The sequence below is a fragment of the Spirosoma aerolatum genome (assembly GCF_002056795.1).
Lineage (GTDB): Bacteria > Bacteroidota > Bacteroidia > Cytophagales > Spirosomataceae > Spirosoma > Spirosoma aerolatum.
Genome location: NZ_CP020104.1, coordinates 1,210,391 through 1,236,794 on the forward strand (window position 1 = coordinate 1,210,391; position 26,404 = coordinate 1,236,794).

General features: G+C 49.9%; 20 protein-coding genes. 12 read left to right on the plus strand and 8 right to left on the minus strand.

Going from position 1 to position 26,404, the window contains the following annotated elements:
* Positions 1–66 precede the first annotated feature (66 nt).
* The 8 genes from B5M13_RS04995 to B5M13_RS05030 all read left to right on the plus strand — a co-directional run bounded on the left by B5M13_RS04995 (position 67) and on the right by B5M13_RS05030 (position 13,255).
* On the plus strand, positions 67–696 hold the full coding sequence (locus tag B5M13_RS04995; RefSeq protein WP_080054583.1) for a 3-keto-disaccharide hydrolase: 630 nt from the start codon (positions 67–69) through the stop codon (positions 694–696).
* Positions 697–764: 68 nt separating this feature from the next.
* The gene (locus B5M13_RS05000; RefSeq protein WP_080059802.1) at positions 765–3,047 is read left to right on the plus strand and encodes a DUF7133 domain-containing protein; all 2,283 of its coding nucleotides are present in this window, start codon (positions 765–767) and stop codon (positions 3,045–3,047) included.
* A 304-nt stretch (positions 3,048–3,351) separates the two neighbouring features.
* Positions 3,352–4,002, plus strand: a complete 651-nt coding sequence (locus B5M13_RS05005; protein ID WP_080054584.1) for an RNA polymerase sigma-70 factor — start codon at positions 3,352–3,354, stop codon at positions 4,000–4,002.
* Positions 4,003–4,045: 43 nt separating this feature from the next.
* Positions 4,046–5,074, plus strand: a complete 1,029-nt coding sequence (locus B5M13_RS05010; RefSeq protein WP_080054585.1) for a FecR family protein — start codon at positions 4,046–4,048, stop codon at positions 5,072–5,074.
* Between the two features lie 22 nt (positions 5,075–5,096).
* Positions 5,097–8,504, plus strand: a complete 3,408-nt coding sequence (locus B5M13_RS05015; RefSeq protein WP_245859779.1) for a SusC/RagA family TonB-linked outer membrane protein — start codon at positions 5,097–5,099, stop codon at positions 8,502–8,504.
* 103 nt (positions 8,505–8,607) lie between these two features.
* Positions 8,608–10,053: a RagB/SusD family nutrient uptake outer membrane protein gene (locus tag B5M13_RS05020; protein ID WP_080059804.1), complete on the plus strand. Its 1,446-nt coding sequence runs from the start codon at positions 8,608–8,610 to the stop codon at positions 10,051–10,053.
* A gap of 110 nt (positions 10,054–10,163) precedes the next feature.
* Positions 10,164–11,624: an FAD-dependent oxidoreductase gene (locus B5M13_RS05025; protein ID WP_080054586.1), complete on the plus strand. Its 1,461-nt coding sequence runs from the start codon at positions 10,164–10,166 to the stop codon at positions 11,622–11,624.
* Positions 11,625–11,863: 239 nt separating this feature from the next.
* A complete protein-coding gene (locus tag B5M13_RS05030) occupies positions 11,864–13,255 on the plus strand; it encodes a sialate O-acetylesterase (protein WP_080054587.1) in 1,392 nt (463 codons plus the stop codon).
* Positions 13,256–13,377: 122 nt separating this feature from the next.
* Here B5M13_RS05030 and B5M13_RS05035 read toward each other — a convergent pair whose 3' ends face one another.
* The 3 genes from B5M13_RS05035 to B5M13_RS05040 all read right to left on the minus strand — a co-directional run bounded on the left by B5M13_RS05035 (position 13,378) and on the right by B5M13_RS05040 (position 16,606).
* Positions 13,378–14,934, minus strand: a complete 1,557-nt coding sequence (locus B5M13_RS05035) for a sodium:solute symporter family protein (protein ID WP_245859781.1) — start codon at positions 14,932–14,934, stop codon at positions 13,378–13,380.
* Between the two features lie 70 nt (positions 14,935–15,004).
* Entirely contained in the window at positions 15,005–15,127 is a 123-nt protein-coding gene (locus tag B5M13_RS34390) for a hypothetical protein (RefSeq protein WP_262508068.1), read from the minus strand.
* A 3-nt stretch (positions 15,128–15,130) separates the two neighbouring features.
* A complete protein-coding gene (locus tag B5M13_RS05040; protein WP_080054588.1) occupies positions 15,131–16,606 on the minus strand; it encodes an acyl-CoA synthetase in 1,476 nt (491 codons plus the stop codon).
* Between the two features lie 123 nt (positions 16,607–16,729).
* On the opposite strand from B5M13_RS05040, the gene B5M13_RS05045 reads away from it, so the two are divergent.
* Positions 16,730–17,443, plus strand: coding sequence for a DUF1028 domain-containing protein (locus B5M13_RS05045; RefSeq protein WP_080054589.1), 714 nt, complete (start codon positions 16,730–16,732; stop codon positions 17,441–17,443).
* Positions 17,444–17,555: 112 nt separating this feature from the next.
* On the opposite strand, the gene B5M13_RS05050 is transcribed toward B5M13_RS05045, so the two are convergent.
* The gene (locus tag B5M13_RS05050; RefSeq protein WP_080054590.1) at positions 17,556–18,236 is read right to left on the minus strand and encodes a 3-keto-disaccharide hydrolase; all 681 of its coding nucleotides are present in this window, start codon (positions 18,234–18,236) and stop codon (positions 17,556–17,558) included.
* Positions 18,237–18,316: 80 nt separating this feature from the next.
* On the opposite strand from B5M13_RS05050, the gene B5M13_RS05055 reads away from it, so the two are divergent.
* Positions 18,317–19,282 carry an RpnC/YadD family protein gene (locus B5M13_RS05055; RefSeq protein ID WP_080054591.1) on the plus strand — a complete coding sequence of 322 codons (966 nt, stop codon included), beginning with the start codon at positions 18,317–18,319 and terminating at the stop codon, positions 19,280–19,282.
* A gap of 85 nt (positions 19,283–19,367) precedes the next feature.
* Here the strand turns inward: B5M13_RS05055 and B5M13_RS05060 are convergent, their stop codons facing one another.
* A complete protein-coding gene (locus B5M13_RS05060) occupies positions 19,368–20,420 on the minus strand; it encodes a hypothetical protein (protein ID WP_080054592.1) in 1,053 nt (350 codons plus the stop codon).
* Positions 20,421–20,536: 116 nt separating this feature from the next.
* Positions 20,537–23,566, minus strand: coding sequence for an FAD-binding and (Fe-S)-binding domain-containing protein (locus B5M13_RS05065; protein WP_080059806.1), 3,030 nt, complete (start codon positions 23,564–23,566; stop codon positions 20,537–20,539).
* Between B5M13_RS05065 and B5M13_RS05070 the strand changes: the two genes are divergently transcribed.
* Together B5M13_RS05070 and B5M13_RS05075 are read left to right on the plus strand one after the other, a co-directional pair.
* Positions 23,549–24,211 carry a biopolymer transporter ExbD gene (locus B5M13_RS05070; RefSeq protein ID WP_245859783.1) on the plus strand — a complete coding sequence of 221 codons (663 nt, stop codon included), beginning with the start codon at positions 23,549–23,551 and terminating at the stop codon, positions 24,209–24,211. The two genes, B5M13_RS05065 and B5M13_RS05070, sit on opposite strands and share 18 nt — an antisense overlap.
* Before the next feature lie 5 nt (positions 24,212–24,216).
* Positions 24,217–24,771, plus strand: coding sequence for a biopolymer transporter ExbD (locus B5M13_RS05075; RefSeq protein ID WP_080054597.1), 555 nt, complete (start codon positions 24,217–24,219; stop codon positions 24,769–24,771).
* Here B5M13_RS05075 and B5M13_RS05080 read toward each other — a convergent pair.
* Both B5M13_RS05080 and B5M13_RS05085 read right to left on the minus strand, forming a co-directional pair.
* The gene (locus B5M13_RS05080) at positions 24,694–25,041 is read right to left on the minus strand and encodes a hypothetical protein (RefSeq protein ID WP_080059807.1); all 348 of its coding nucleotides are present in this window, start codon (positions 25,039–25,041) and stop codon (positions 24,694–24,696) included. The genes B5M13_RS05075 and B5M13_RS05080 overlap by 78 nt on opposite strands.
* Before the next feature lie 78 nt (positions 25,042–25,119).
* The gene (locus tag B5M13_RS05085) at positions 25,120–26,172 is read right to left on the minus strand and encodes a DUF4097 family beta strand repeat-containing protein (RefSeq protein ID WP_080054599.1); all 1,053 of its coding nucleotides are present in this window, start codon (positions 26,170–26,172) and stop codon (positions 25,120–25,122) included.
* Positions 26,173–26,404 lie beyond the last annotated feature (232 nt).

Below are 26,404 nucleotides of genomic sequence, written 5' to 3' on the forward strand. Positions count from 1 at the left end.
CGTATGGGTATGATAATTAGCCTTAATCATAAAAATCTGTGTTCTATTAAATCCGAAGCACTTACTATGAAGTCCTTTCTGCTTATAATCACTGTATCTCTCCTCAGCTTCTATGCAATCCCTCTAAAAAAGAGCGTCCGGCTATTCGATGGGAAAACCTTTCGGGGTTGGGAAGGCGACACGGTAAACACTTGGCGAATCGAAAATGGAACGATTGCCGCCGGACACCCCGATCGGATGGTGCCGCACAACGATTTTCTGTGTACCACCCGCTCCTACGCCAATTTCATCCTGCGGCTGAAAGTTCGGCTAACCGGAACGAAAGGTTTTGTAAATGCGGGCGTACAGTTTCGGAGTAAACGACTGACCAGCCCGGCTTACGAAATGATTGGCTATCAGGCCGACTGGGGGCCGAAGTACTGGGGGAGCCTGTATGACGAGTCGCGCCGAAAAGTGACGCTGGTCCAGCCAGATTCTGTACAAACGGCTAAATGGATAAAAGTAGCCGACTGGAACGATTTTAGGATACAGGCCGAAAATCGCCGGATTAGGCTGTATGTCAATGGCCATCAGACGGTCGATTACACAGAATCGGACGAAACCATTCCGCAGTCGGGTGTTATTGGATTACAGATTCATGGGGCTGGCGTTACGCAGGTGGCTTATAAAGATATTGAGATTGACGAACTTCCTTGATGCTTTTTGACAGGATTTACAGGGTATACCCTGTAAATCCTGTCAAAAAAGAACTTTATAAAATTGGTATGAAACATTCTTACTGGATTACCACGATTGTCATTCTGTCGTCGATACTGCTTTTCACTGCTTATCAGCGTGCGGATGATAGCCAGGAAGATCCATTCGAGACACCCCGATCTGTCAGTCAGACTCCGACTACTGTACCGCTATCGCCGGAAGCCAGTATGAAAACGTTTCGACTGCCCAAAGGCTATCACCTCGAACTGGTGGCTAGTGAGCCAATGATTTCAGAACCCGTAGCACTAGCCTGGGATGGCAATGCGCGCTTGTATGTGGCGCAAATGGAAACCTACATGCAGACCGTACTGGCAACAGGACAAAACCTGCCCAAAAGTCGAATTATGCTGCTGGAAGATACCAACGGTGATGGCAAAATGGACAAGAGTTCGGTGTTTCTGAAAGACCTGCTGCTGCCCCGTGCCATTCTGTGTATCGGTCACGAACTGCTGGTCAATGAAACCGATTCCTACGATATTTACGCCTATCAGGATACCAATGGCGATGGTAAAGCTGATAAGAAAAGGCCTGTGTTTCAGAATAAACGGAAAGCTTTCGGTAATGTGGAACACCAGCGCAGTGGCCTTGACTGGAACCTGGACAACTGGATTTATGAAACCATCGATCCCATTCGCTATCGGTACAAAAAAGGTGTGCTTAAGGCCGATACACTTCCGTTTGCGGCTGGCCAGTGGGGGCTGACGCACGACGATTACGGACGCGTTTTCTTCAGCCGGGCTGCATCTGGCATTGCGGCATCGGGCTTTCAGATTAACCCGGCCTATGGACAGCTCGATTTACCGGATGCGTTCGAAGACGGATTCAACCATGTTTGGTCAGCCATTAAAACGCCCGATGTGAATGGTGGCCCCAAAACCCTTCGTCCCGACAGTACGATGGCCGATTTTACGTCCATCTGTGGCCAATCTGTTTTTCGCGGAGATCGACTTCCAAAACAAATCTTCGGCGATTATATCGTGGCCGAACCCGTTGCCCGCATTATCCGACGGGCCAATATCAAAAACGAAAACGGAAAAATCCGACTGTATAACGTGTATCATCAGGACGAATTCATTTCATCGACCGATATGAATTTCCGGCCCATCAACACCTACACAGGGCCCGATGGCTGTCTGTATATTGTCGATATGTACCGGGGCATCATTCAGGAATCGACCTGGGCTCAGCCGGGGAGTTACCTGTACGCCCAGATCATGAGCAAAGGGCTGAACAAAAACATTGACCGGGGGCGTATCTACCGGCTGGTTTACGATGGTATAAAACCCAGTCCAGCCCCCAAAATGCTGAACGAAACCACGACCAAACTAGTCACCTATCTGGATCATCCGAACGGCTGGTGGCGCGATAATGCCCAAAAAGAAATCATTGTGCGCAACGACAAGTCGTCAGTGACTTCATTGAGAAAAATCGCGCTGGGCCAGAAAGGACCATTGACCAAAAAACCATCAAGCCTGGCCCGGATTCACGCCTTGTGGACACTGGAAGGGCTGGATGCCATCGACAAACCACTACTGCTGACTACCCTGAGCGATCCAGCACCCGAAATGCGGAAGATGGCCTTATGGCTCAGCGAACCCTGGATTAAAACGGCTGATAGGCAGGTGTTTGATAAGCTGGAGTCGCTCAAAAACGATACGGACAGCGATGTGCTGGCGCAACTGCTGCTATCGCTGTCGTACAGTAAGGCCGATAACGCCAAAGCAATTGGACAGGCTATCCTGGCCCGGCATTCCGATCATGTAATACTGACGAGCATAGAACGAACCCTGAAAAAAGCCGAGGAAACCCGAAAAGTTGGCAGCAGTCGCCTGGCCGCCCTGTTGCCGGAAGACCGAAAGCGGGTAGGGGAGGGGAAGCAGATTTTTACGTCGCTTTGCTCAACCTGCCACGGGCCGCAGGGCGAAGGTACGCCTACGAAAATGGCACCCCATCTGGCTGGTAAATTCAAGCTGCTCGAAAACCGCGACGAAGTCATCAAGATCATGCTCAATGGACTGACGGGGCCTGTCGATGGCGTTACGTATCACGAAATGATGCCGCCTATGGGTACGAACAGCGATGAGTGGATTGCGTCGGTACTGACCTATGTCCGGCTGGAACTGGGTATGCAGAGTTTTCCGGAAATGTCGTCGGGCTATATGACTAATTTCGTGCTGGTCAAACCCGAACAGGTAAAGAAAATCCGGGAACAAACGGCTGGTCGCACAATACCCTGGACCTGGGATGAGCTGATTAAAGAGCGCGATTTGTTGCGGCAGAGTAAGAAATAACGAATTTGGTTGTGCTACTTTCGGGCAACAAAGTTGACTAAGCGGATAGAACACAGATTGTTATGATTCTTATGTTTTACACAGATCTTAATCTATCATAACCATCATAATGATCCGTGTTCCAGTAATAGGTTGGTTTGGTAAATTCCCGGTGGATGTCTGCCGGGAATTTATTTTTATAGGGTCTCTAGGGCTTTTTGGTTGGTTTTTGTGAAAATCAGAGAAAAATTTTCACAAAAAAGTTATTTTCGACTAAGGGTAATCGCCAGCATTCGTGTCATTCGCGTACTTGACCGGCAATCTTATGACCGAACCAGAAGGATATCAGCGCTTCGATTCAGGTGATGTACCCCGCCCCCTGCGTGCGGGCAGTCACGCAACGGCCGTTGTGGATAACGAGTATTTTATCAGAGCGGCCTTCGCCGAATCGTCGGAAAAAGGGTTTGAAGCTCTGTTCCGGCTTTATTATAATCCCCTTTGCAGCCATGCACTGCGGTTTGTGTATACCCGTGAGGTGGCCGAAGATATTGTCAGCGAAATATTTTACCAGCTCTGGAAAACGGATGCAAATCGCTCTGTACAATTTACCTATCGTACCTATCTCTATGCCGCCGTGCGCCATCGGGCCTATAATTACCTGCGCGACGAGCTAACGGGCAACCGCGCTCCGGCGTCGATTGATGAGTTGGAGTATGCGGGAGCGGAGGAGTCGCCCCAGACGTTGGTCGAGTACGATGAAACCTTTCAGCGCCTGGAGAAAGTCATCAAAGAATTACCCTCCCAGTGCCAGCGCGTGTTTCTGATGAGCCGATTCGAAAACCGGAAAAATCTGGAAATTGCTACCGAGCTGGGTATTGCGCTGAAAACCGTAGAAGCCCATCTGTCGCGGGCCTTGTCTCAAATCCGGCGGGCCATTCTGACGATGGTTTGTCTACTTTTTGTTGGATTACACTAAGGGTAAATTAACCATACGGTGTCATTCCCCAAACCCCTTTGTTATGGAAGAACTTGTGAATAAAACGCTCGTTTTCGACTATTTCGCCGGAAAGGTGAGTCCAATCCAGAAAAAATCAATTGAACGCTGGCTGGCCCAACCCGGTAATCAGGATACGTATTACCAGTGGCTGCATGAGTGGGAACTTGCCAACCTCCAACTAACGACCAACTGGCAGAACGCTTTTGACGCTACCCGAAAACGTATATATACTACCGTTTGGATAAATTCTCCAACTGAGGAAAGAGCCGTTCGATGGTGGGGCAATAGGCGGATGGGTGTTTGGCTGGCGGCTGCTTCTGTGATCCTGATTCTGGGCATTGGCAACTGGCTGGCTGGCGACGTTATTCGCTACAAAACCATCGAAACCGGCTTTGGCGAAACCAAACACTGCCTGTTGCCTGATGGGTCGGTTGTGGAGTTGAATGCCAATTCTCGCATTCGTTTCCCGCGATTTAGCTTTGCTTCAGAAAGTCATATTCCGCTCCTATCCGTTGCAACGGCCGGACGACAGGTTGAACTAACCGGGGAGGCCGACTTCTCCGTGCGTCATCTCCCAAATCACCAGCGATTTGTCGTTCTGACTCCGAAGGGCTTGGCAGTGAATGTATTGGGGACGCAATTCACAGTTTTCAGTCGGGAGCGCCGGACGCAGGTTGTGTTGCGTTCGGGAAAAGTTGCTCTGACTCTGCCGAAACAGCCGAATGAACCCGCCATGCTAATGAAACCTGGTGATCTAGTCACGCTCGATGCGCAGGGCAACCTGGCGTTGAAGCAAACCCCGCATCCTGAAAATGCATCGTCGTGGAAACAACACCGTTTTACCTTCGAGACTACGTCACTGCGGGAGATTGCCCAGACCTTGCACGATAACTATGGCCTGACTGTCCATATAGAAGGCGAAGAACTGGCCAATCGGACCATTTCGGGGGCTTTCCCGGCTCAGGATGCTAATGAACTGATCAAACTGGTGGCTGATCTGCTCCAGATCAACTACCACCGCGATAACAACAACGTAACCTTTACGAATTAACTCCTAACCTTTACTTACTCACATGCAACAGGCTCTCCGCTCATCAGTGGCTTTGCTCATCAGCGTATTGCTGAATGGCTACCCCGGAGAAGCACAGGTGATGGCTGCTAATTGGGCTGCACAAAAGCCCGTTCAGTCCTCCATGACCGCTTCGCAGATGCTTCAACTCCGGGATGTACTCAACCAGTTTAAGGCGCGCTACCACGTCGATATTTTATTTGAAGACAAACTGATCAACGATCAGACAGTACTTTCCTCGATGGTCGATCCGGCGGCTTCACTGGAAAAAAATCTGGATACAATCCTTCGTCCACAAAGGCTTCGCTACAAGAAAGTGAAAAGTGGGGTGTATATGGTGATTGGCGAAAAAAAGCCGGGAAAGTCACTCACAGCCGACGTTCGCTCGGAAACGTCAATGCTGAATGCGCAGACCTCCGTAACGCCCCAGCTCGTTGACAATGCGGCAGCCCCTACGCTGTCAACCGAAAAGGCATTGGCTCCGGTAGTTATCGAAAGATCAATTTCGGGGATCGTCAAAAGCGAAACGGGTGAAGGGCTTCCTGGGGTAAGCGTGGTAGTGAAAAATACGACCCGTGGCACCACCACCGATGCCGAAGGAAAATACCGACTGAATATACCAGATGGAGCGGCTACGCTGGTCTTCTCCTTTGTGGGCTATCAGAATCAGGAGATCAGCATCGGTAGCCGAACCAATATCGATGTACAAATGATACCCGACGATAAATCGCTGGACGAAGTGGTGGTCGTAGGTTATGGTACGGTTAAGAAAAGTGACCTGACGGGGTCGCTGGCTCAGGTAAAGGCCAAAGACCTAAACGCCTATCCGGCTACGAACGTGCTACAGGCGTTGTCGGGTCGGGCGGCTGGGGTGCAGGTGTTGCAAAATACGGGTGCTCCCGGTGGGAGTGTCAGCGTGCGGATTCGCGGTACCAACTCGATTCAGGGGAGTAACGAGCCGCTGTATGTAGTGGATGGGTTTCCCCTATCGGGTAGTAATCCGACCGTATTGAACAATGCCGATATAGAAAACATCGAGATACTGAAAGATGCCTCGGCGACCGCTATTTATGGCTCTCGTGGGGCAAACGGTGTGGTCCTCATTACCACTAAAAGGGGAAAGTCGGGCAAGGCCACGGTCGATTTCGAAGCCAGCTACAGTTCGCAAACCCTGCGCAAAAAGCTGGATATGATGAATGCCAAAGAATACGCGACATTCTATAACGAACAGGCAGCCAACGATGGGTTGAAACCTTATTTCACCCAGGACCAGATCAACGCGTTCGGTCAGGGTACAGACTGGCAGAACCTCGTATTTCAAACCGCTCCTATGAAAACGGCATCGCTGAACATTAGTGGGGGAACCGAAAAAACGCAGTTTTCACTGTCGGGAAGTGTATTCAGTCAGGACGGAATCATTCGCGGCAGCGACTACAACCGCTACTCTATACGGACCAATATTAACCATGCGCTCAGCAAAAAACTATCGGTCAACTTTGCCAGTACGTTAACCAAAATCACGACGAACGCCCAGAATAGCCAGGGTAGCAACCGGGGCGGATCGCTCATTGCGGGAGCCATATCGGCCCCGCCCGTTTTAGGGCCTTACAAAGCCGACGGCTCTTACGAAGTATTTGGCACAACCTATGCGTTTGTTAATACACAGCTCCGTAACCCAATTAACATACTGAACGAGCAGAGCAGCCTGACCAAAGGCAACCGGGTTCTGACCAATGCCGCGTTTATTTATAATCCCATCCCCGAGCTGACCATCAAAATTTCGGGTGGTATCGAAAACTCCGACGACCGCACCGACTCCTACACAACGACCAACTATTTCGGTTCAACGGGTAACGCCAATGTGAGTACAACCCAGCTAACCAGCCTGTTGAATGAGAATACCATTAGCTATAGCAAGACCATCCGGCAGAAGCACAGCATTTCGGCCGTGGCTGGGTTTACCTATCAGGATTTTCTGACGACGACGCTGAGCGGCAGCGGGGCCAACTACATCAGTAATTCCAGTCAGACGTCTGATCTGGGAGCGGCCGGAACTCCTGGTATTCCAGCATCGGGTTATTCCAAATCGGTTTTGTTGTCGTATCTGGGCCGGGTCAATTATGCGTTCGATAGCAAATACCTGGCAACGATTAGCTTTCGGGCCGATGGGTCGTCCAAGTACAGCGAAGGCAGTAAGTGGGGGTACTTTCCATCCGGTGCCCTGGCGTGGCGCATTTCGAACGAAGAATTTTTGAAGAACAGCAACCTGGTCTCAGATCTGAAACTTCGGGCCAGTTGGGGCCTTACAGGCAGTCAGGCCATTAATGCCTATGCCACACTGAACCAGCTATATTCGGGAAAAACCATTTTTGGAGATGCGCTTTATACGGCCTACTCGCCCGGTACAAACCTTCCCGGCAATCTGAAATGGGAAACTACGGAGCAAAAGGACATCGGCATAGATCTGGGCATCCTGCAAAACCGCATCCTGATCACAGCCGATTACTACATCAAAAACACCCGCGATCTGCTGAATACCGTACAGCTTCCGTCGTCCCTAGGCTTTACCACGACGATTCAGAACGTAGGCGAAGTGCAGAACAAAGGGTTGGAGTTGGGAATTAACGCCAATATTCTGACGGGCGCGTTAAAGTGGAATGTAAACACGAATGTGGCGCTGAATCGGAACAAGGTGGTAAAATTATACGGTGGGCAGGATATTCTGGGCGCTTTTGTCGATATATCGGCCATTACCGATACGCGAAATATTCTTCGGGAAGGCCAGCCGATGGGCATGTTCTGGGGCTATATCGAAGATGGGTACGACGATAAAGGCAAAATAAAATACAAGGATATGGATGGCGATGGGGCCATCACTGTTCGCGACAAGACATTCATCGGGAATCCCAATCCCAAATTCATCTACGGATTCAATTCCAGCATGTCGTACAAAAACTTCGATCTGACCCTCTTTTTGCAGGGCACACAGGGCAACGACATTTTCAACACCAGTGCCATCAACAATACGGTCGATTACGGGTATGGGCTGAATATGCCGCGCGAGGTTTTTCTGAATCACTGGACACCGACCAACACCAACGCTAAATATCCGCTCGTGAGCAGTACCACACGTGTCAACGTTTCAAATCGATTTGTGGAAAACGGATCGTACTTACGGCTGAAAAACATTCAGTTGGCGTATAACCTACCCATTCAGAAATGGGGGGCAACCTGGATTCGGTCGATGCAAGTGTATGCCAGTGGCCAAAACCTGCTGACGTTTACCAACTATTCGTGGTGGGACCCCGAAGTGAACTCCAGTGGTGGGTCCAACTCCATTGCCCAGGGTTTCGACCAATACAGCTACCCTACTGCCAAGTCCATCACCTTTGGTGTGCGAGCTGGGTTTTAATTGCCAATGATTGAATGATAGAATGATTGAATTGTTGAATGGGATTTTCAAATCGCCCGCAATTCGATCATTCGATCATTCAGCAATTCAATCATTCAGAATTATGAAAAAACTCCTATTCCTCCTCTCCACGCTTTTGTTGGCATCCTGTGAGGATGTGCTGAAGGAAGCGCCTAAATCACTGGCTGTAGAGACGTTCTACAATACGCTGGCCGAAGTACAGGCAGCCGTTAATGCTATTTATACCCCTTTGCGCGATAGTAATACCAGTGGTATGGGCGTTTATATCGCCGTACTGGAAGGGCATACCGACTATGGGCTTGGCCGGGGCAGCTATGCCATCCTGAATAATTTTGCGGGACTGGACAACGTCAACGTTAGCCGGGTATCGGGTGCGTGGTCGGCCTTCTATCTGAGTATCCGCAATGCGAATCTGGTGATTAAAAATGCACCCAACGGGAAGGCGATCAGTCAGGCCGATATTGCCAAGTCAATCGCTGAAGCCAAGTTTCTGCGGGCGTTCAGTTACTTCCATCTGGTACGTAACTGGGGTGGAGTACCCATTCGGACAGAAGCGAATATGGCCGATATCACGGCAAAACGAAACTCCGTCGATGAAGTATATGCGCTGATTTTGTCGGATTTGCAGGTGGCCGAAACGAGCCTGCCCGATCAGGTAACGGACATTGGCAGACCTACAAAATGGGCGGCCAAAACCATGCTGGCTGATGTATACCTGCAACTTGGTAAATATGCCGAAGCCCGCGATAAAGCTGATGAAGTGATTAAAACCAATAAATACGCGCTGGTTCAGGTCGCAACCGTCGATGATTTTCTGAAGATTTTTGGGCCTGATGTCATCACAACCAGCGAAGAGATCTTCTCCCTAAAGTTCTCGCACCAACCTGGTCAGGGTAATCTGTTTCCTACATTAACCAATCATCCCGGAACCAAACTGCTGGGTGGTGGTGGTGGTGTATTTGGGCTGTACAGCGATAGTACCTTGCCCACCTACAGCAATTGGGATAACGCCGACCTGCGGAAAATGCTCTGGTATTCGTGGAATATCGGGGTTGGTACTACATCCTTGCTTAGTAAGAAATACATTGATCCGAATTCACTCGAATTTGCGGGAGCCGCCAATGATGTAAGCTGGTACCGCTACGCCGATCTGCTGCTGATTTATGCTGAAGCCGCCAGTCAGGCCGCGAATGGCCCAACAACAGCCGCGATGGAAGCCCTCAATCAGGTGCATCGCCGGGCGTATGGGAAGCCGTCGGGCACCCCATCGTCGGTTGATTTCAAACTTGCTGATTACGGATCGGCGGCTGCATTCCTGAATTTACTGGTGAAAGAGCGGGGTTATGAATTTCAATATGAAGGCAAACGCTGGCTCGAACTCAAACGAACGGGTAAAGCGGCCGAAATCATTCTGGCTGCCAAAGGCAAAACCATCGTTCAGAAACATTATCTGTGGCCTGTTCCGGTTTCGGAAGTAAGTTACAATACCGCTATTGATCCAGTAAAAGACCAAAATCCAGGGTACTAAATGTTCAATTCAATGAACAATGGATAATGTAAAATGGGTAATTATTGGCCTGTGCGTGAGTTCATTGTCCATTTTGCATTATTCATTGTTCATTCCTATATCTCTCGTCCATGGAATCAACGGAGAATCAAAATCGCCTATCGGCCATGTTCAGCCTGAACCGCCGGAAATTTATTCAATCGACGCTTGCTGGCGCGGGAGCCGCTGCGTTGCCTGTACTGGCATCAGACGCCCAAGCCGCATTGAAAACGGCTGACGAATTTAAAGAACCCGCCCGCAATTTACCCATCAAAGGCGAGTTTGACGTCGTGGTGTGTGGAGCCGGGCCGGCGGGTGTATCGGCCGCCATTACGGCTGCCCGCGCGGGAGCCAAAACGCAGTTGATTGAAGTTCACGGGTGCTTGGGGGGCGTCTGGACGGCCGGGCTACTGACCTACATTTTCGATTTCGACAAGCCAGGGCTGACCAAAGAAATCAAGGTGAAACTCGATGAGCGAAATGCCCGTCGCAACAAAATTGCTGATCAGTTTGTGTACCACCCCGACGAAATGAAAGTGTTGCTGGAAGAAATGTGTATCGAAGCGGGTGTAAAGTTTCGGTTGCTCACCCGCGTATCGTCCGCTTATAAAGACAAAAAACAGCTTACAACCATTGTGACCGATTCCAAGTCGGGTCGTGAAGCCTGGAAAGCCAAAGTATTTATCGATGCTACCGGCGATGGTGATGTGGGAGCCCAGGCAGGCAACAGTTGGGAAATCGGGCATGGTGGCGATACATGTCCCTGCCAGCCGCTGACACTCAATACGTTGGCTGTTGTTCGTGATCCGGCGGCTCTGAAGCAGTTCATTTCGTTTTACACGAACGATGGTGATAAAAAGAACTGGCATGTTCCAGCGGTTGAAGCGTTCAAAAAGGAGATTGCTAGGGCAGGTATTACGCCTTCATATGGTATGCCAACGCTCTTTCTGATTCGGGATAATCTGGTCATGATTATGGTCAATCATGAGTACAATATCAAAGCGTTCGATGCTGATGAGATTACCGAAGCTACTGTTCAGGCCAGAGCTGAAGTGTACAACATTGTGCGGGGGCTGAACAAACTAGGTGGGCCCTGGGAGGGTATGCAGATTGTGGCAACCCCCGAGCAGATTGGTATTCGTGACGGCCGACGGATTCATGGTCGCTATACAGTTACCAAACAGGATTTGGTAGTTGGTGCCCGACATGAGGATGCGGTAGTTCGACCAACCTTTGGCGTCGACATTCACGCGGCTGATCGGAAAACCAACGAGGTAGAAACCATCGGTCGGGGTGGCATCAAAATGATCCCGTACGACATTCCACTACGGGCACTGATTGCCAAAGATGTGGATGGACTCATGATGGCCGGACGTTGCATCAGTGGCGACTTTGTAGCTCATGCTAGTTATCGGGTAACGGGCAATGCCGTTGCCATGGGCGAAGCGGCTGGTGCTGTGGCTTCCATTGCGGCCAAAACCAATAAACTGCCCAATGAAGTAGCCTGGAGCGATGCCGCCCAATTACTGACCAAGCTGGGTATGCGGGCTTAGGGTTATGAAGTTTTATATGTTGTCACCCCGACGCAAGGAGAGATCTAAATGGGAGTTTAGGGTTGATCAAAAAAGTCAAATCCTGACTAAAGCATATCGTGATGTCAGCTACTCCTAGCTGACACGTGAAGTTTCTTAAAATCGAACGAATCGAATTAGGTTTTGAGAACCCTTACGTGTCGGTTAAAGTAACCGACACCACGGATAGACACCATATAATTTGTTAAAACATAAAGCTAGTGAAAACCATAGTCTTCTTCCTACTGGCTCTGGCTGCTAGGGCTGAAGTTAGTTTACCGTCTATTCTGGGATCGAATATGGTATTGCAGCAACAGACAGATGTTGCCATCTGGGGTTGGGGCAGTCCACCGGAAAAAATTACCGTCACGGCCAGTTGGGACAATCGACCCATAAGCGTAACCTGCGCCGACGATGCTACCTGGACAGTTCGATTGCGAACGCCAGCCGCTGGTGGGCCTCATACGATTACCATTGCGGGGAGTTCGACCATCCAATTGACCAACATCCTGATTGGGGAGGTCTGGCTTTGTTCCGGGCAGTCGAATATGGGCCTGAGTGCGGCAGGGGGCGTTAAAGATGCGCAGGCTGAGTTGCCACAGGCGTTCAATCCAGCCATCCGTCTGTTTAAAATGACAAAACGCTCGGCTCCTGTAGCTCAGGACGATGTAAAAGGGCGGTGGCAAATCTGCGATTCGGCTAGTCTGAAAGCCTTTAGTGCGGTCGGTTATTTTTTCGGTAAAAAGCTGCATGCAGGCCTGAATGTCCCGATTGGCCTGATTGATATGTCGTGGGGCGCTACAAAGATTGAATCTTGGATGCCCGAAGCATTGGCTACGCTTTACCCTGAGACGCGTCACTCGATTCAGATGATGCCCCAAAACCAATGGGCACCTGCCAAAGCCGGTTGGTTGTACAATGGCATGGTTGCCCCCATTACGTCGTTTGCTATTGCAGGAGTGATCTGGTATCAGGGTGAATCGAACCGGCACTATCCGCCAGCCTATTACCGGCTCATGCACCTGCTGGTCGAGGGTTGGCGAGGGCTTTGGCAGACTGATTTTCCGTTTTACTACGTACAACTGGCTCCGTATCGGTACGGAGGAAAATTTGAAACGCCACTACTTCGGGAAGCCCAGACCAACGCTATGGATATACCCAAAACGGGTATGGTTGTTACAACTGATTTAGCTGATAATCTGGATGATGTACATCCGATCTTTAAAAAAGAGGTTGGTAATCGGCTGGCAAGCTGGGCGTTAGCTGAGACTTACAAACGACCGATAATCGCCTATAAGAGCCCTAAATATCGGTCGATGCAAATACGTGGTTCGGTAATTCGGCTCATGTTCGATCAAGTGCCAAACGGGTTCATAAGTACAGGGAATGAACTGACTGAATTTGGCATTGCGGGTATCGATCAGGTGTTTGTAAAAGCCAAGGCCCGGATCGCCGGCAATGAGATTGAGGTTTGGGCCGAGAGCGTCAAAACTCCCGTAGCTGTGCGGTTTGCTTTTCGCGACGCCCCCGAACCAAATCTGTTCAGCAGAGAAGGCTTACCCGTCATCCCGTTTCGCACCGATAATTGGGATTTGGGCCTGACTAAATTTTGATTGGCCCAAGATGGCTTCGTCCAGACCAATCAGGAGGTTTCAGAAATAGGTTGGTTTTGATAAATCCCCGGTGGCTATCTGCCGGGAGATTTATAGTTTTTGGATTGCTGTAGAAAACGGTTTTAACGATTGGCGGATGGAATAAAATCCAGCTTCGATTCTTCGCCGAAAACAGTAGTCAGATGATCCGGTGTCGGTTTCCGTTGGCCCGTTAGCTGGCTCACCAGCACATAAGCTATGAACGAAGCCAGAAATGCCGGGAAAACTTCATGAATATCGCCCAGACTTTCGTAACGGGTTCGAACGCCAAATCGCCAGAGAATGTTGACTACAATCCCTGCCAGCATGGAAGCAATCGCACCAAAGTCCGTTCCCCAACGGAAATATAACCCACCAAAAATAGTTGGGAAGAAACTGGCTACGTAAACCGAACCGGCAAAGGCCGACAGTTCAACGACATCGGCAGGAGGGAAAATGGTGAAATAGTAGACAATGATGCAGTACAGCAGCATAACCACTTTGGTGCGGGGAATAATTTTGTCTACGGGCATCGGCTTCCAGACATTCCAGATGTCTTTCACAAGGGTTGTACCCACCACCAGCGTGACCGAGGCCAGTGCCGCCATACCAGCCGCAAACAATCCCATCAGGCAAATACCACTAATCAATGGATTGTTGAATTTCTTGAGCATAAAGCCCACCACTTCGTCGGTGTTGTTGATGAGTTTAGCGGCTTCGTCGCTGGTGACCATGCCGTGTACCAATGCGCCCAGGCCCATAACGCAAACGAGTGAGACACCCATGAAAATAGGCGTCCAGGTCATGGCAAACTTCATACCTGCCTTGTCTTTCACGGTATAAAACCGGATGAGTAATTTGGGTTCGGAGATCTGTTTCATACCAATCGAAAGCCCAATTCCGACGATATACGTAAATGAAGTTAGTTGTCCAAACGTCACCAGCCCATTGCCAATAGGGGCTCCTTTTTTTGATACATGATCGACAAACGCAATTTTAGCCATCAACGCATCATACCCTCCTGCGTAGATGAAGGGCAAGGCGAGCATGATGATTGCTACAATGAACATCAGAATACCCTGAACGGCATCGGTCCACATAATGCCGTACATCCCGCCCGCAATGGTATAAAAACAGGTGAAGAACAGCATAAAGGCCGCGCCGTACGCATAGGGAATATCGAGCAGCGACTGGAGCAGATGAGCACACCCTTTGGCAATACCCGTCATGTACCAGACAGTGGCAAACAGAATAATCACGGCCGACAGCACCCGGATACTTCGGGAAAGCTGACTTTGGTAGCGCAACTGAAAATAGTCGGGCACGGTAAACGACTTGAGCCGGATGCTCTGATTCCGCATTCGGGGACCTAAAATCTGCCACGAAATAATGCAGAACACCGCCCAGAAAACGCCCACCCAGGTCCAGGAAAGGCCGTATCGGAACGATTCTCCCGCCTGACCGATGTAGGTATTCGTACTGACAAAGGTTGAAAAGAAGGCCAGCGATACCACCCAGCCGGGTATCCTACGATTGGCTACGTAGTATTCGCCCACGGTTTTGCTGGCCTGCCGTTGCAGATACCAGCCAAACGTAATCAGTGAAATCAGGTAAACTACCATGCAAAGCAGCACCGTAGCATGTTCGGAGAAGTAGGTCATAGGGCAATGAATAATGTAAAATGGATAATGGATAATCTGATGCCATCCAGCAGGAGGTATTCATTATCAATTACTCATTATCCATTTTCTTATCGTCGTTACGGATGTCGATGTTCATAAATTGAACTGCAATGGCGTTGAGAATCATGATCACGATAATAAACCAGTACGGAAACGCAGTCAGAAAGTCCATTGGTCAGAAAATTTGTTTTAAGTCGTTCTTCGTCACTTTTCCCATGGCATTACGGGGTAGTTCGGTCACAATCCGATAATGGCGCGGTACTTTGTAACCAGGCATCTGGGTGCGCATCCACTGGTTCAGGGCGGTTATGTCAATCGGTTCTTTGGTAACCAGCACCGCGCCCACAATTTCGCCCCATTCTTCGTCGGGCAGTCCGATAACACCGCAATCGCCGATGGCTGGGTGCGTTCGTAATACCTCTTCGATTTCAAGCGCCGACAGCTTGTAGCCACCCGACTTGATAATATCGACCGAACTGCGTCCCAGAATTTTATAACTCCCTTCGTCAACTACTGCCACATCGCCCGTACGGAACCAGCCGTCTAGGGTAAATGCATCCTGGGTAGCCTGTGGTCGCTGCCAATACTCACGGAACACCGTTGGCCCTTTCACCTGAATTTCGCCGGGCTGCCCATCCGCAACCGGGTTGTTTTCGTCGTCCACTAATCGAACGCCAACGCCCGGTAGCGGCTGACCAATATGCCCTGGCACCCGTTGCCCTCGGTATGGATTGCTGATCGCCATACCAATTTCGGTCATACCATAGCGTTCGAGCAACACATGACCACTGACCCGTTCCCACTTCTCCATGACCGTCACAGGCAAGGCCGCGGATCCCGAAACCATCAGCCGGAACGAGCACATCCTAGTTGTCAGGGCCTGCTGTTCGTCGCTCGGGAGCGTTTCCCAATAGGCAATCAGTTTGAAATAAATGGTGGGCACAGCCATAAATAGGTTAATGGCGCCCTGCTGAAAGGCGTTGAAAACGGCTGTGGGCGAAAATTCCGGCAGAAACTCACAACAGGCGCCCGACCAGAGCGCACAACCGATTACGTTGATAATGCCGTGCACATGATGCAGCGGCAATACGCAAAGAATATGATCGGTCGGCTGCCATTCCCAGGCTTCCACGAGGGTTGTCATCTGTGCTTCCAGATTGGCGTGTGTGCTTACCACACCTTTAGGCAGATTCGTCGTGCCACTGGTATACAGAATCATCGCACCCCGCGCTGGGTCAATGTCGGGCAGTTCAACAGACGGGTAACTTTCTGGCTGAGTTAACTCGATAAAACGCAGATTTTTAGCGTCGACAAGCGGTTGGAGAACAGACGTGTATCGGGCAGAGGCTACTATGATGCTGGCTGTTGTATCGTCGATCACATATTGCAGGGATGCTGGCGGATACGTAATGCAGAGCGGCACCGCAATACCCCCGGCACGCCAGATGCCCCATTGCACCCGTACATAGTCGTACCCCGGCTCGACCATGAAGGCTACGCGTGCTTCGGCAAGATCGCTCTGACCGTTGAGCAGTTTCTGGCTAAACACTGCCGAATCCTCAAGTAATTGTTGGTACGTATAGCTTTGACCGTTAGACTGAATGGCCGTATTGTATAAATGGCGATGAGCTTGCTGAATAAGATGAATCATAGACCCCAAAGTAGCAATTAGCAGCTTGTTACCCTATTAACTAGTGTTGGTTTACCAAATGTATTGGCGATATGCGTACTGAATCGTAAGTTACCCAAAAATGTCTATACTACTTTCTTCAGCATGAAAGCTCTTCAGCGATTGAGTCTGATTGGTTTGGTACTGATCGCTACCGTCATCCAAGCTTACGCGACCTGGTCGATCATACTTATTGATCCCCAAACCAAAGCCATTGGGATAGCGGGGGCTTCCTGTACGTACAGCGTCTATGGTATCGGGTCAATCGTACCGGGGAAAGGGGCCGTTGTTGTGCAGGCCATGAGTAGTGGAGCAGCCCGTACTCAGGGGCGAAGGATGATTATGGTTGATGCCCCACCCGAACAAATTTTGGAAGCGATGAAAGACCCGGAGTTCGACCCTGAAGTACAGCAGTACGCCATCGTCTGCATCAAGTATCCAGACAGGGTGATGACCTATACCGGCAGCGAAACAACAGCTTTTAAAGGAGCTTTAACGGCAAAAGGGCTATCAGTACAGGGAAATACATTATCCAGTGCAGCGCTGTTGCGGGCTGTTCTGGATGCTGCGTTACAGGCACAGCAAGAGGAGCTGCCTCTGGAAGAGATACTCATGCGGGCACTGGAAGCGGGTGCGAAACGGGGTGGCGATAAGCGGTGTGGTGAACGAACGGCATCCAGTGCATTTCTGACCATTGCACGGCCAGACGATTCACCGCAGAGGCCATACTTGAATTTGATTGTGTATGGCATCAATAATAAAATAAACGCAGTAGAGGCTTTGCGGAAAAAATTAAATGACTGGAAACGTAAAAAATAAACCAGCCTCTTCGGTATTCGTAGTCAGTTGCCTTTAGCGTCAGGGATTGTCATTATTGGAATGTATTCTAATGACTACGAATGACAATCCCGACGCAAAGGCGAATAACTATTTACAATTCCCGAATCTGTATATTGCGGTACCAGACACGCTCTTTGGGGCTGTGGTTCTGGAGGGCGATTTTGCCTTTTGCATGGGGCGTTGCGTAGGGCCAGTTGGCAAACTTACTTTTGGCAACCAGGGCTTTCCAGTTGTCGGAGCCGTATTCGTAATCGACCATTTTTTTGCCGTTCAGAAAGTGCTCTACATGGTTTTTGTTAACCACGATGCGGCCTTTGTTCCATTCGCCCGGTGCTTTGGCAGCATTCATGTCGGCTGGGGGAATCATGTCGTAGTTGGCGCCGGTTAACTGCGTATCTTTCAACTTATAGGGCTTTCCGTCACCATCCAGATAGCCTTTGTCGTCAATCACCTGATACTCTGGTCCCGACATGTAGGTTGACTTAATATCCGGGCTGTCGATGATTTTGTACACAACACCGCTGTTGCTGCCTTTGGGGATTTTGAATTCAAACTCCAGCTCAAAGTTTTCGTATTCCTTATCTGTAACGAGATCACCGCCCGTACCGTCGGGCGTCATGGCTCCATCTTCGACATACCAGCCTACAACCCCATCTTTATGGTAGCTGTGCCAGCCTTTTATCGTTTTTCCATCAAATAACGAGGTCCATTTTGGGGGAAATGTGAAGGATAATGGACAAAAGAGTACGCTCAGAATCAGTAATCGTTTCATGGAGTTTAGAATTTTTGAGATAAAGGTAACTGGAACGGTGGATTTTAACTACACGTTCGCACATCGTCTATCTTTGCCAGATGCGTAGAAAGAACGACATTTTATTGAAAAGCGCTTTTGAGGAAGCTTTTCCTGATTTATTACGATTTTTCTTTCCAGAGGCTGACGAGTTATTCGATATGAACCGAGGTTTTGAGTTTATGGACAAAGAATTGAGCGAACTCTTTCCTGAACTGGAAAAGCAGGGTGGTTCCCGGTTTGTCGATATGCTGGTCAAAGCCTGGTTGCTGGACGGTACTGAAGAATGGATTTTGGTACACCTGGAGATTCAGGGTGACGACACGCGCGGATTTGCCCATCGGATGTTGCAATACTGGTACCGTATTTATGATCGATATGAAGTGGATATTGTTGCCCTGGCAGTGTTTACAGGTGGTAAAAATCAACCCCGACCGGATCAGTACCACAAACGGTTTTTAGGAACTGAGATCACGTACAAATACAACGCCTATCATATTCTCGATCATTCGGAGAGTGAGTTGCTGGCAATGGCTAATCCGTTTGCGCTCATCGTTCTGGCGGCCCAGAAAGCCTTGTTGTTAGGCAAAATTCCTGAAAAAGAACTGGGTGAACAACGACTGACCATTGCCAAAGCGTTGATTCAAAGCCAACGGTACGACAGCGAACAAATTCGACGTTTTCTGTTCTTTTTAAAGACATTCGTCTACATTGGAGATCCAGACATAAATCGTAACTTTGATAAGGAGATTGAACTGTTAACCGGGAGTCAGAGAGCTATGGGTATCATCGAGACAATCAAAATGCTAGCCAGAGAAGAAGGCTTGGAAGAAGGATATGAGGAAGGCCTTGAGAAAGGTCTTGAGAAAGGTCTTGAGAAAGGTCTTGAGAAAGGCGTCGAACAAAAAAGCCTTGAAGTAGTCCTTAAACTGCTGCTTGCTGAGAAATTTACAGATGCTGAGATTGCTAACTTCGCTAGTGTCTCGGACGAGTTTGTGCGAAAGGTGAAGAGCGAACTGAAAAAATAATCCGAGTCATTTATAAATCTGAAAGCGCCCAAAACAGAGAATGACTCCTGTTGTGGGCGCTTTCAGATTTTGGAGGGTTGGCGTGCTAGGTTGCCATGTCGCGGGAAGCATCCAGATCGTTGTATTTCCGGTCGAGTCCTTCGGTCGATTTCTGGTCGGAACGATCGGGGCCAGAAATCATATCCTGTGCCGCAATGCTACTTTCATCGGCCATTTCGCGGGGTAAACTCTCCGCTTCCCGCTTTTCCTCGGGTCGTTCGCCGGGTTGATTCTGAGTTGGGTCTTTGGCATTCACATCGTAGGGTCGAGCCGAATCGCCCGTATCGGGGGCGTCTTCCATACCCTCCTCCGTACCGGGAGCAGCTTTGGCAGCTTCGGCTATGTCCTCATGAATCCCTTCATATTGGGTATCCTTCTCTGCATTGGCCGACTTCGGTTCGGCCGGAGCCGCTACCGTAGCTGTGAATGTGCTTAATGAAGCAGGAACATTCCGAATATCGGGAACGGCTGGCTTTGGGGTATCCGGTAAGTCAGGGATTTCAGGGCCGGGTGTTGGTGGAGTGGGGGGCGTTTCCGGAGGCACACCGGGCGTTGGCGGAATAGGCTGCGTTGGGTCGGGTGTGCCGGGTGTGGGCGGAATCATGTTCTGAACGCCATTGCTGCCCAGCGGTTGCCCTCCGCCAATATAATTCCAGCCTGCAAACGAATTGGTCGATGTGCTTTTCGAGTCTGAATTGGTCGAATTATTGGGTTCGTCTTCCGATGGAAGACCGGTTGCCGTTGTTGAACCCGCATCTGGATTTCCCGTGATGTCGGCAACGGCAATTGGATCATTCGGTAAGATGGCTTCATCAACCCCTTCGCCTACGTGCAATGAGGCTTCCGAATTTTCGTACGTTTTTCCCCGCGATGGATCACCCTGTACGGTTCGTTCTTCGTCGGAGCTATAGCGATTGCGAAGTTGTTCATCTACAACATCATCGTCGGTATCACCAATAGGTGTCAGTTTACCGTCGACGAGTTTAACCATATTTGTTTCGCCCTGATCGGCACCGAACATCGCTTCTGCGTTTTCGTTCGACACCAGATTGGCCTGTTGGGCGCCGTCGCTAAGGGCTGAAGAATTTGAGTTTTCCATGAGAACTGTGAATGTTTTAGGTTTAAAAAGAACTACTGAAAACGCAAAAGGTTTTGTAACACGGACAAGATGTCCGCAGTGGTATTGAATGCGGGCATCTTGTCCGTGTTACGTCGTTACTTCAGCGCATCAAATAAAATCTCGGCGGGGTGCTGGGCTTTTCTGCCGGTTCCATCCTTGATCTGATGGCGGCAACTTGTACCCGCAGCCGAAATAATAGCCTCTTCTGCTTTTCGTACCGTAGGGAACAAGACTAGCTCACCAATTTGCATCGATAACTCGTAATGCTCTGCTTCGTAACCGAATGATCCAGCCATTCCGCAGCAGCCGGATGGTATCAGCTGTACGTTGTAATTAGTAGGTAAAGAAAGCACCTTTTTCACGGGAACCATCGACGAGAGGGCTTTTTGGTGGCAATGGCCGTGTACTTTCACCAATCGGGCTTCTTCGGTAAATAAACGCTTGTTTACTCGACCGGCTTCCACTTCCTGAGCCAGCCATTCTTCGAACAGAAAAACGTTTTTGGCAATGCGCTGGGCATCCGCCTTCAGTTCAGTCGGCACTAAATCAGGATATTCGTCACGGAACGTCAGAATGGCCGAAGGTTCTAAGCCAATCAAAGGCGTTTCGTCGGTTACTTGATCTTTTAGTAAGGTTACGTTTCGAATAGCGAGCTTTCGGGCTTCATCGACCAGGCCTTTCGACAGGTAGGTTCGGCCACTCTCGGCATGGTCGGGAATCGTGACCGTATAGCCTAGTCGCTCCAGCAACTGAATCGCTTTCTGCCCAACCTCCACGTCGTTGTAATTGGTGAATTCATCGGCGAAAAGCATGGGGCGTGGGGCATGGGGCATGGATTGGGAAATGTGCTCCTTGTTCCCTGCTCCCTGCTCCCTGCTCTTCGCCCATGTCTTCAACGTCGTATCCGCTAAATGCGGCATGGTTCGGTCGGGGTGGAAGCCGACCAGTTGGTTGGCTACCCGGCGAAGGGCAGGAGCGTTGTAAATGGCGTTGTAAGCCCAGGGAGCCAGACTAGCCAACGACATCAGCTTCGTGAAGTTACCAACGAGTTTGGCCCGTAGCGGAACGCCTTTTTCATGGTAATGCTGTTGCGTAAATTCGGCTTTCATGCGCGCCATATCGACGCTCGACGGGCATTCAGCTTTGCAGCCTTTGCACGACAAACATAAGTCGAGTACCTCTTTGGCTGCTTCATAGTCCAGCTCAGTAGGTGCCGATTGGTTACTGTAAAAATGCCGGAGAATATTGGCGCGAGCGCGGGTAGTATCGCGTTCCCGCCGGGTAGCCATGTAGCTTGGGCACATGGTGCCGCCCGAAATTTCGGTTTTACGGCAGTCGCCGGAGCCAGAGCATTTTTCGGCCAGTTCGAGCAAACCACCATCTTTCGAAAAGTCGAAAACGGTTTTAGGTTGCGAAATCACTATATCGGCTTCCGAACGCAGCGACTCATTCATCGGTGGCGGATCAATGACTTTGCCGGGATTGAAGGTGTTGTGGGGGTCCCAAAGGGTTTTGACTTCTTTGCACAACTGGTAATTTTCTGGACCCAACATATAGGCAATGAATTCGCCCCGTAGCCGCCCGTCGCCGTGCTCACCCGATAAGGAGCCACCGTATTTTTTGACCAACTGTGCCGTATCCATCAGCAGCGCCCGGAAATTGGCGCGCCCCTCCGACGATTTTAGATTGATGAGGGGAAGAACATGAATTTCGCCCGCTCCGGCATGGGCCGAGTATTCGAGTTTTAGCCCATGGTTCTCCCAGGCCATCCGGTCCAGTTCGTCGATGTAGTCGGGCAGGTCGTGAACATCAACGGCCGTATCTTCGATCACGTTGGCTGGTTTTGCGTCGCCCGGAATATTGTACATGATACTGAGTCCTGCTTTTCGCAGTGCCCAGGGCTTTTTTGTTTCTTCGTCGAACAGAATCGGGTAGGTGTAGCCCAATCCCTTTTCTTTTAGTGTAGCTACAAATGCATTGGCTTTTTGGGTAACCCCTTCTTTGGTGTCATCGAAAAACTCGACCATCAGGATTGCCTTAGGGTCGCCCTCCACAAACGCCCGGTTTTTGGTTTGTTCGATGTTGGTTTTGGTCAGTTGCAGGATGTAATCATCGACCAGTTCCGAGGCCGCACAGTGGTGCGCCAGCGCTACCAGATTGGCTTCCAGCGATTGGCGGATCGTCGAAAAGTGGGCGCAGACCAGGGCCGTTTCTTTAGGCGGCAAGGGCAGTAGATTCAATTTGGCTTCGACAATAAAGCAGAGAGTCCCTTCTGAACCCGCAATGAGGTTAGCAAAGTTGAAGAGCGGGGTAATAAGCGAAGCCGAACTCACGTTTTTCTGCTCCTTGCTCCCTGCTCCCTGCTCTCCGCTAAAAAAATCCACTAGTGCATCCAGCGCATACCCCGTGTTTCGGCGGGTGACGGTGGGTTTGGGGTAGCCATCGCGGATGTGCTGTTGGATTTCGGGTTTGGAAAGCCAGTCTCGAAACTGCACGTATAGCCGTTGTTCAAGTGGGCTAACCACGTTTTCGCCCCGGCATTTGGCGTCGAATTGCTCTTTTGTCAGTGGACCAAACTTGACCTCGGCACCGTCGCTAAGAACGACCCGAACGTCGATCAGATGGTCGCGGGTGGTGCCCCAGATGATGGAGTGAAGGCCACAGGAGTTGTTGCCAATCATTCCGCCAATCATGGCCCGGCTGGCCGTACTGGTTTCGGGGCCAAACAGCAGACCATGTGGTTTCAGAAAGGCATTCAGATCGTCGCGAATAACGCCGGGTTGTACACGTACCCATCGTTCGGCAGTATTAACTTCCTGAATTTTTCCGAAGTACTTAGAAATATCGACCACGATGCCGCTGCCTACGACCTGACCGGCGAGTGAGGTTCCGGCTGCACGAGGAATCAAGCCTAACCCATGTTGCTGGGCGAATCGTAGCAATCGTTTGATGTCGGCGACCGATCTGGGTAGGGCTACCGCTATGGGCATCTCCTGATAAACCGATGCATCCGTTGCGTAGAGTAAACGCTGGGCGGTGTGTTCGGGTGATTCATCGAAATAGAGGTCCCCTTCAAATGAAGGTTCCAGCGAGGCAAAAGGCGGTTTATGAGGAAGACGAAACATACAGGCAAGAATCAAACGCATCGTAAAGATACGAAAACCACAGGCAGATTATGGAAAACGCTACGCTGGTTCATCCATCAGCAAACGACTACCGCTATGACTTTCCGCCGAACATCTACACCTATTCGCGTTGACTTTACCCCCTTTGTCGATCTTGCCTTTTTGCTATTGACCTTCTTTATGCTGATCAAAACGGTGCAAAAGCCTGCCATCATGTCTACATCTATTCGTAATACCAAGAAGATTTTCTGTGCAGAGCATCCGAAACCAGATGCACACGTATTCCTTTTGGCCAACAATCGAATAGGTTTTCTGAGGTATCGACCCGATGGCTCGAATGCGGAGTTTTTAGAAACCGACTACTCCGTTGAAGGCATCAGGAAGCAGCTACTGAGCATCAGCCTGAACCACAAGTATGGGGCTATTGTCCTGATTAAACCTACGAATCAGGCAACTTTCAAAAATATTGTTGATGTGCTGGACGAACTGCAAATTCTTGGGCATATCGGGTTTCATCTGGGGTACGATCTGACTGTTGACGAGAAGGCTATGCTGGGGAAATACAAACGATATAAAGCGGCTAACCTGTCAACTCCTGTATTGATACAGATTCCTTTATATGCTAAAAGAATACCTATTATCTAATCACTATGCTGACACGACGAATATCTGCTTCTCTTCGCGTTGATTTTACGCCTTTTGTTAGCGTTGCTCTGCTGTTAATTGTGTTTTTTGTTTGGGCAAAAATGGTACAACGACTAAATGTTATGGCTTTAGCTGTACCAGATAAAATCAATTGTGAATACGTTCAGATTGACGGCTGGAGCACAATACTGACTATATATTTAATAGGTGATCATAATGTACTCTATGCGTTTGGTGAACCAGGGCAGCAATCTAATTTAACGATGGCTCACCTTCAAGGGAAGGCCATGAGGGGAACTCTACTACACCTATCAAAAAAACTAAAAGACCGAGTTGTTATCGTTATTAAACCGACCGATGAGTCAACCTACGCTGATATAGTAGATATGCTTGACGAGATGCATCTTGTTAAGTTTAAGCGATATGCCTTAGTAGATGCATTAACTCCTGCTGAGCGATCATCGGTAACCCAATTCTTGCATTCACCCCCGATCAAAGACACGCTTCAGGCGGCTGCCGATAAAACTGCCCACAAACGTCAGGATCATGGAACCGTATAGTCCGAAATTCTCCAGTTCGATATTGAAGGAATTGGTCGGGTGTTCGAGAACGAACGTGTAGACAAGCCAGATCGATGCTGCCTGGACAATGGCCAGAAACCAGCCTTTGCGGGGTTCCAGAAATCCCAAACCTGTGGCTAAAATGGTTGCGACCAGGTAAGGAAGATGGGCGGCTATGGCAACGCGAATGCAATACAGCAGAAAAGCACTACCAATCAGCGTCAGTAGGGTATTCAGGAGAAGTCGGCGGTCGAAGAAGGAATTACTCATATAGATATGATGTATGATATAGGATGTATAGCTTGTAAAAGCTCGGCCATACATCCTATATCATACATCATATATCCCTTACTGGTTCACATACACGCTACCTGCCGAAGCCGAAAGTGTAACGGGGATGCCACCACCATTGAGCGTACCTTTAATGTGGTTCCGGTCTGTATCGCCACTGAAGTTGTTCAGCGGAATTTTGATATGGTTGCCGCTTAGGTTTAAGCTGATGCCTTTATCGAGGGGCATTCTGACGCGAACGCTACCGGCGCTGGTCGACAGACGAATCGGGCCCGTCAGTTTGCTGATGCTCACGTCTACGCCACCAGCGCTGGTACTAGCGTCGATGCTACCAGCGATGTTTTCCAGACGAACCGAGCCCCCCGATGTACCCGCTTTGATGTCGCCTTCAATGTCTTCACCATTCACGCTACCGCCACTGGTTTGGGCATCAATAGGGCCTTTCAGGTCGGTCAGGCGAATGCTGCCGCCTGAGGTGTGCAGCCGCATTTTGCCCGATGATGATTTGGCTTCGATGGAGCCGCCCGAGGTTTGCAGATCGATTTCACCGGAGCCATTTGCCTGGCAACCGTCGAGATGAATGCTACCGCCGGAGGTTTGGCCGTTGATGTCGCCATCCACATCACTCATGTGCAGGCTACCACCGCTCGTGCGGAATTTCTGCGTGCCGGTCAGAGCGGCCAGGTGAATGCTACCCCCAGATGTACGCAGATCGGTAGCGATGTTACGGGGGGTATAGAATTTGAAGCCGATACTGAGCGAGCGCTTCCAGTCGCGGTCGTTGTTCCGGCGTTTGGCGGTGGCCACTACCGTGTTGCCTTCCTGCGTAATGGAGATGTCGTAATCTCTGAGCCGCTCTTCGATTTCGGCCTTATCCAGATTGCCGTTGCCGTTATTGCCGCGTACATACATTTCTACTTTTACGTCTTTTCCTGAACCGCCCTCTACGGTCAGGCTACCACCCGAGGTTTCGGCCCGAACGGTGTTGATATTGCCCGAAAAGGTTTTGGTCTGGTAAGGGGCTGGATCGTCGGATGGGCGATTGGCAAGGGTTGTCAGCGAGAGGGTTGTTACGCCGAGGAGTGTTAAGAAGAATTGATTCCGTTTCATACGATTGGTTTTGATTTCGATGTACTAAAGATGCGGTTTCGCTTACGAAGGTTGCATTAGCTGTTGTTGTCATCCGTTAGGCATTGACCATACGGTTAATAATGGATTGGCAAGGGCTGTGCCACTTTGTGTAAGCCATTGATTTGTAGTGTGTTGTTTTTGGTGTGCACATTTTACCTGTCCGTCTGCGGACACACAGCTGTTCATTCGCGGACAGGTATGACGCTTTACC

Bases quoted from the DNA above. Each gene is read 5' to 3' on its own strand.
- B5M13_RS04995 (WP_080054583.1), top strand. From the start codon at position 67: ATGAAGTCCTTTCTGCTTATAATCACTGTATCTCTCCTCAGCTTCTAT.
- B5M13_RS05000 (WP_080059802.1), top strand. From the start codon at position 765: ATGAAACATTCTTACTGGATTACCACGATTGTCATTCTGTCGTCGATA.
- B5M13_RS05005 (WP_080054584.1), top strand. From the start codon at position 3,352: ATGACCGAACCAGAAGGATATCAGCGCTTCGATTCAGGTGATGTACCC.
- B5M13_RS05010 (WP_080054585.1), top strand. From the start codon at position 4,046: ATGGAAGAACTTGTGAATAAAACGCTCGTTTTCGACTATTTCGCCGGA.
- B5M13_RS05015 (WP_245859779.1), top strand. From the start codon at position 5,097: ATGCAACAGGCTCTCCGCTCATCAGTGGCTTTGCTCATCAGCGTATTG.
- B5M13_RS05020 (WP_080059804.1), top strand. From the start codon at position 8,608: ATGAAAAAACTCCTATTCCTCCTCTCCACGCTTTTGTTGGCATCCTGT.
- B5M13_RS05025 (WP_080054586.1), top strand. From the start codon at position 10,164: ATGGAATCAACGGAGAATCAAAATCGCCTATCGGCCATGTTCAGCCTG.
- B5M13_RS05035 (WP_245859781.1), bottom strand. From the start codon at position 14,934: ATGACCTACTTCTCCGAACATGCTACGGTGCTGCTTTGCATGGTAGTT.
- B5M13_RS34390 (WP_262508068.1), bottom strand. From the start codon at position 15,127: ATGGACTTTCTGACTGCGTTTCCGTACTGGTTTATTATCGTGATCATG.
- B5M13_RS05040 (WP_080054588.1), bottom strand. From the start codon at position 16,606: ATGATTCATCTTATTCAGCAAGCTCATCGCCATTTATACAATACGGCC.
- B5M13_RS05045 (WP_080054589.1), top strand. From the start codon at position 16,730: ATGAAAGCTCTTCAGCGATTGAGTCTGATTGGTTTGGTACTGATCGCT.
- B5M13_RS05050 (WP_080054590.1), bottom strand. From the start codon at position 18,236: ATGAAACGATTACTGATTCTGAGCGTACTCTTTTGTCCATTATCCTTC.
- B5M13_RS05055 (WP_080054591.1), top strand. From the start codon at position 18,317: ATGCGTAGAAAGAACGACATTTTATTGAAAAGCGCTTTTGAGGAAGCT.
- B5M13_RS05060 (WP_080054592.1), bottom strand. From the start codon at position 20,420: ATGGAAAACTCAAATTCTTCAGCCCTTAGCGACGGCGCCCAACAGGCC.
- B5M13_RS05070 (WP_245859783.1), top strand. From the start codon at position 23,549: ATGAGGAAGACGAAACATACAGGCAAGAATCAAACGCATCGTAAAGAT.
- B5M13_RS05065 (WP_080059806.1), bottom strand. From the start codon at position 23,566: ATGTTTCGTCTTCCTCATAAACCGCCTTTTGCCTCGCTGGAACCTTCA.
- B5M13_RS05075 (WP_080054597.1), top strand. From the start codon at position 24,217: ATGCTGACACGACGAATATCTGCTTCTCTTCGCGTTGATTTTACGCCT.
- B5M13_RS05080 (WP_080059807.1), bottom strand. From the start codon at position 25,041: ATGAGTAATTCCTTCTTCGACCGCCGACTTCTCCTGAATACCCTACTG.
- B5M13_RS05085 (WP_080054599.1), bottom strand. From the start codon at position 26,172: ATGAAACGGAATCAATTCTTCTTAACACTCCTCGGCGTAACAACCCTC.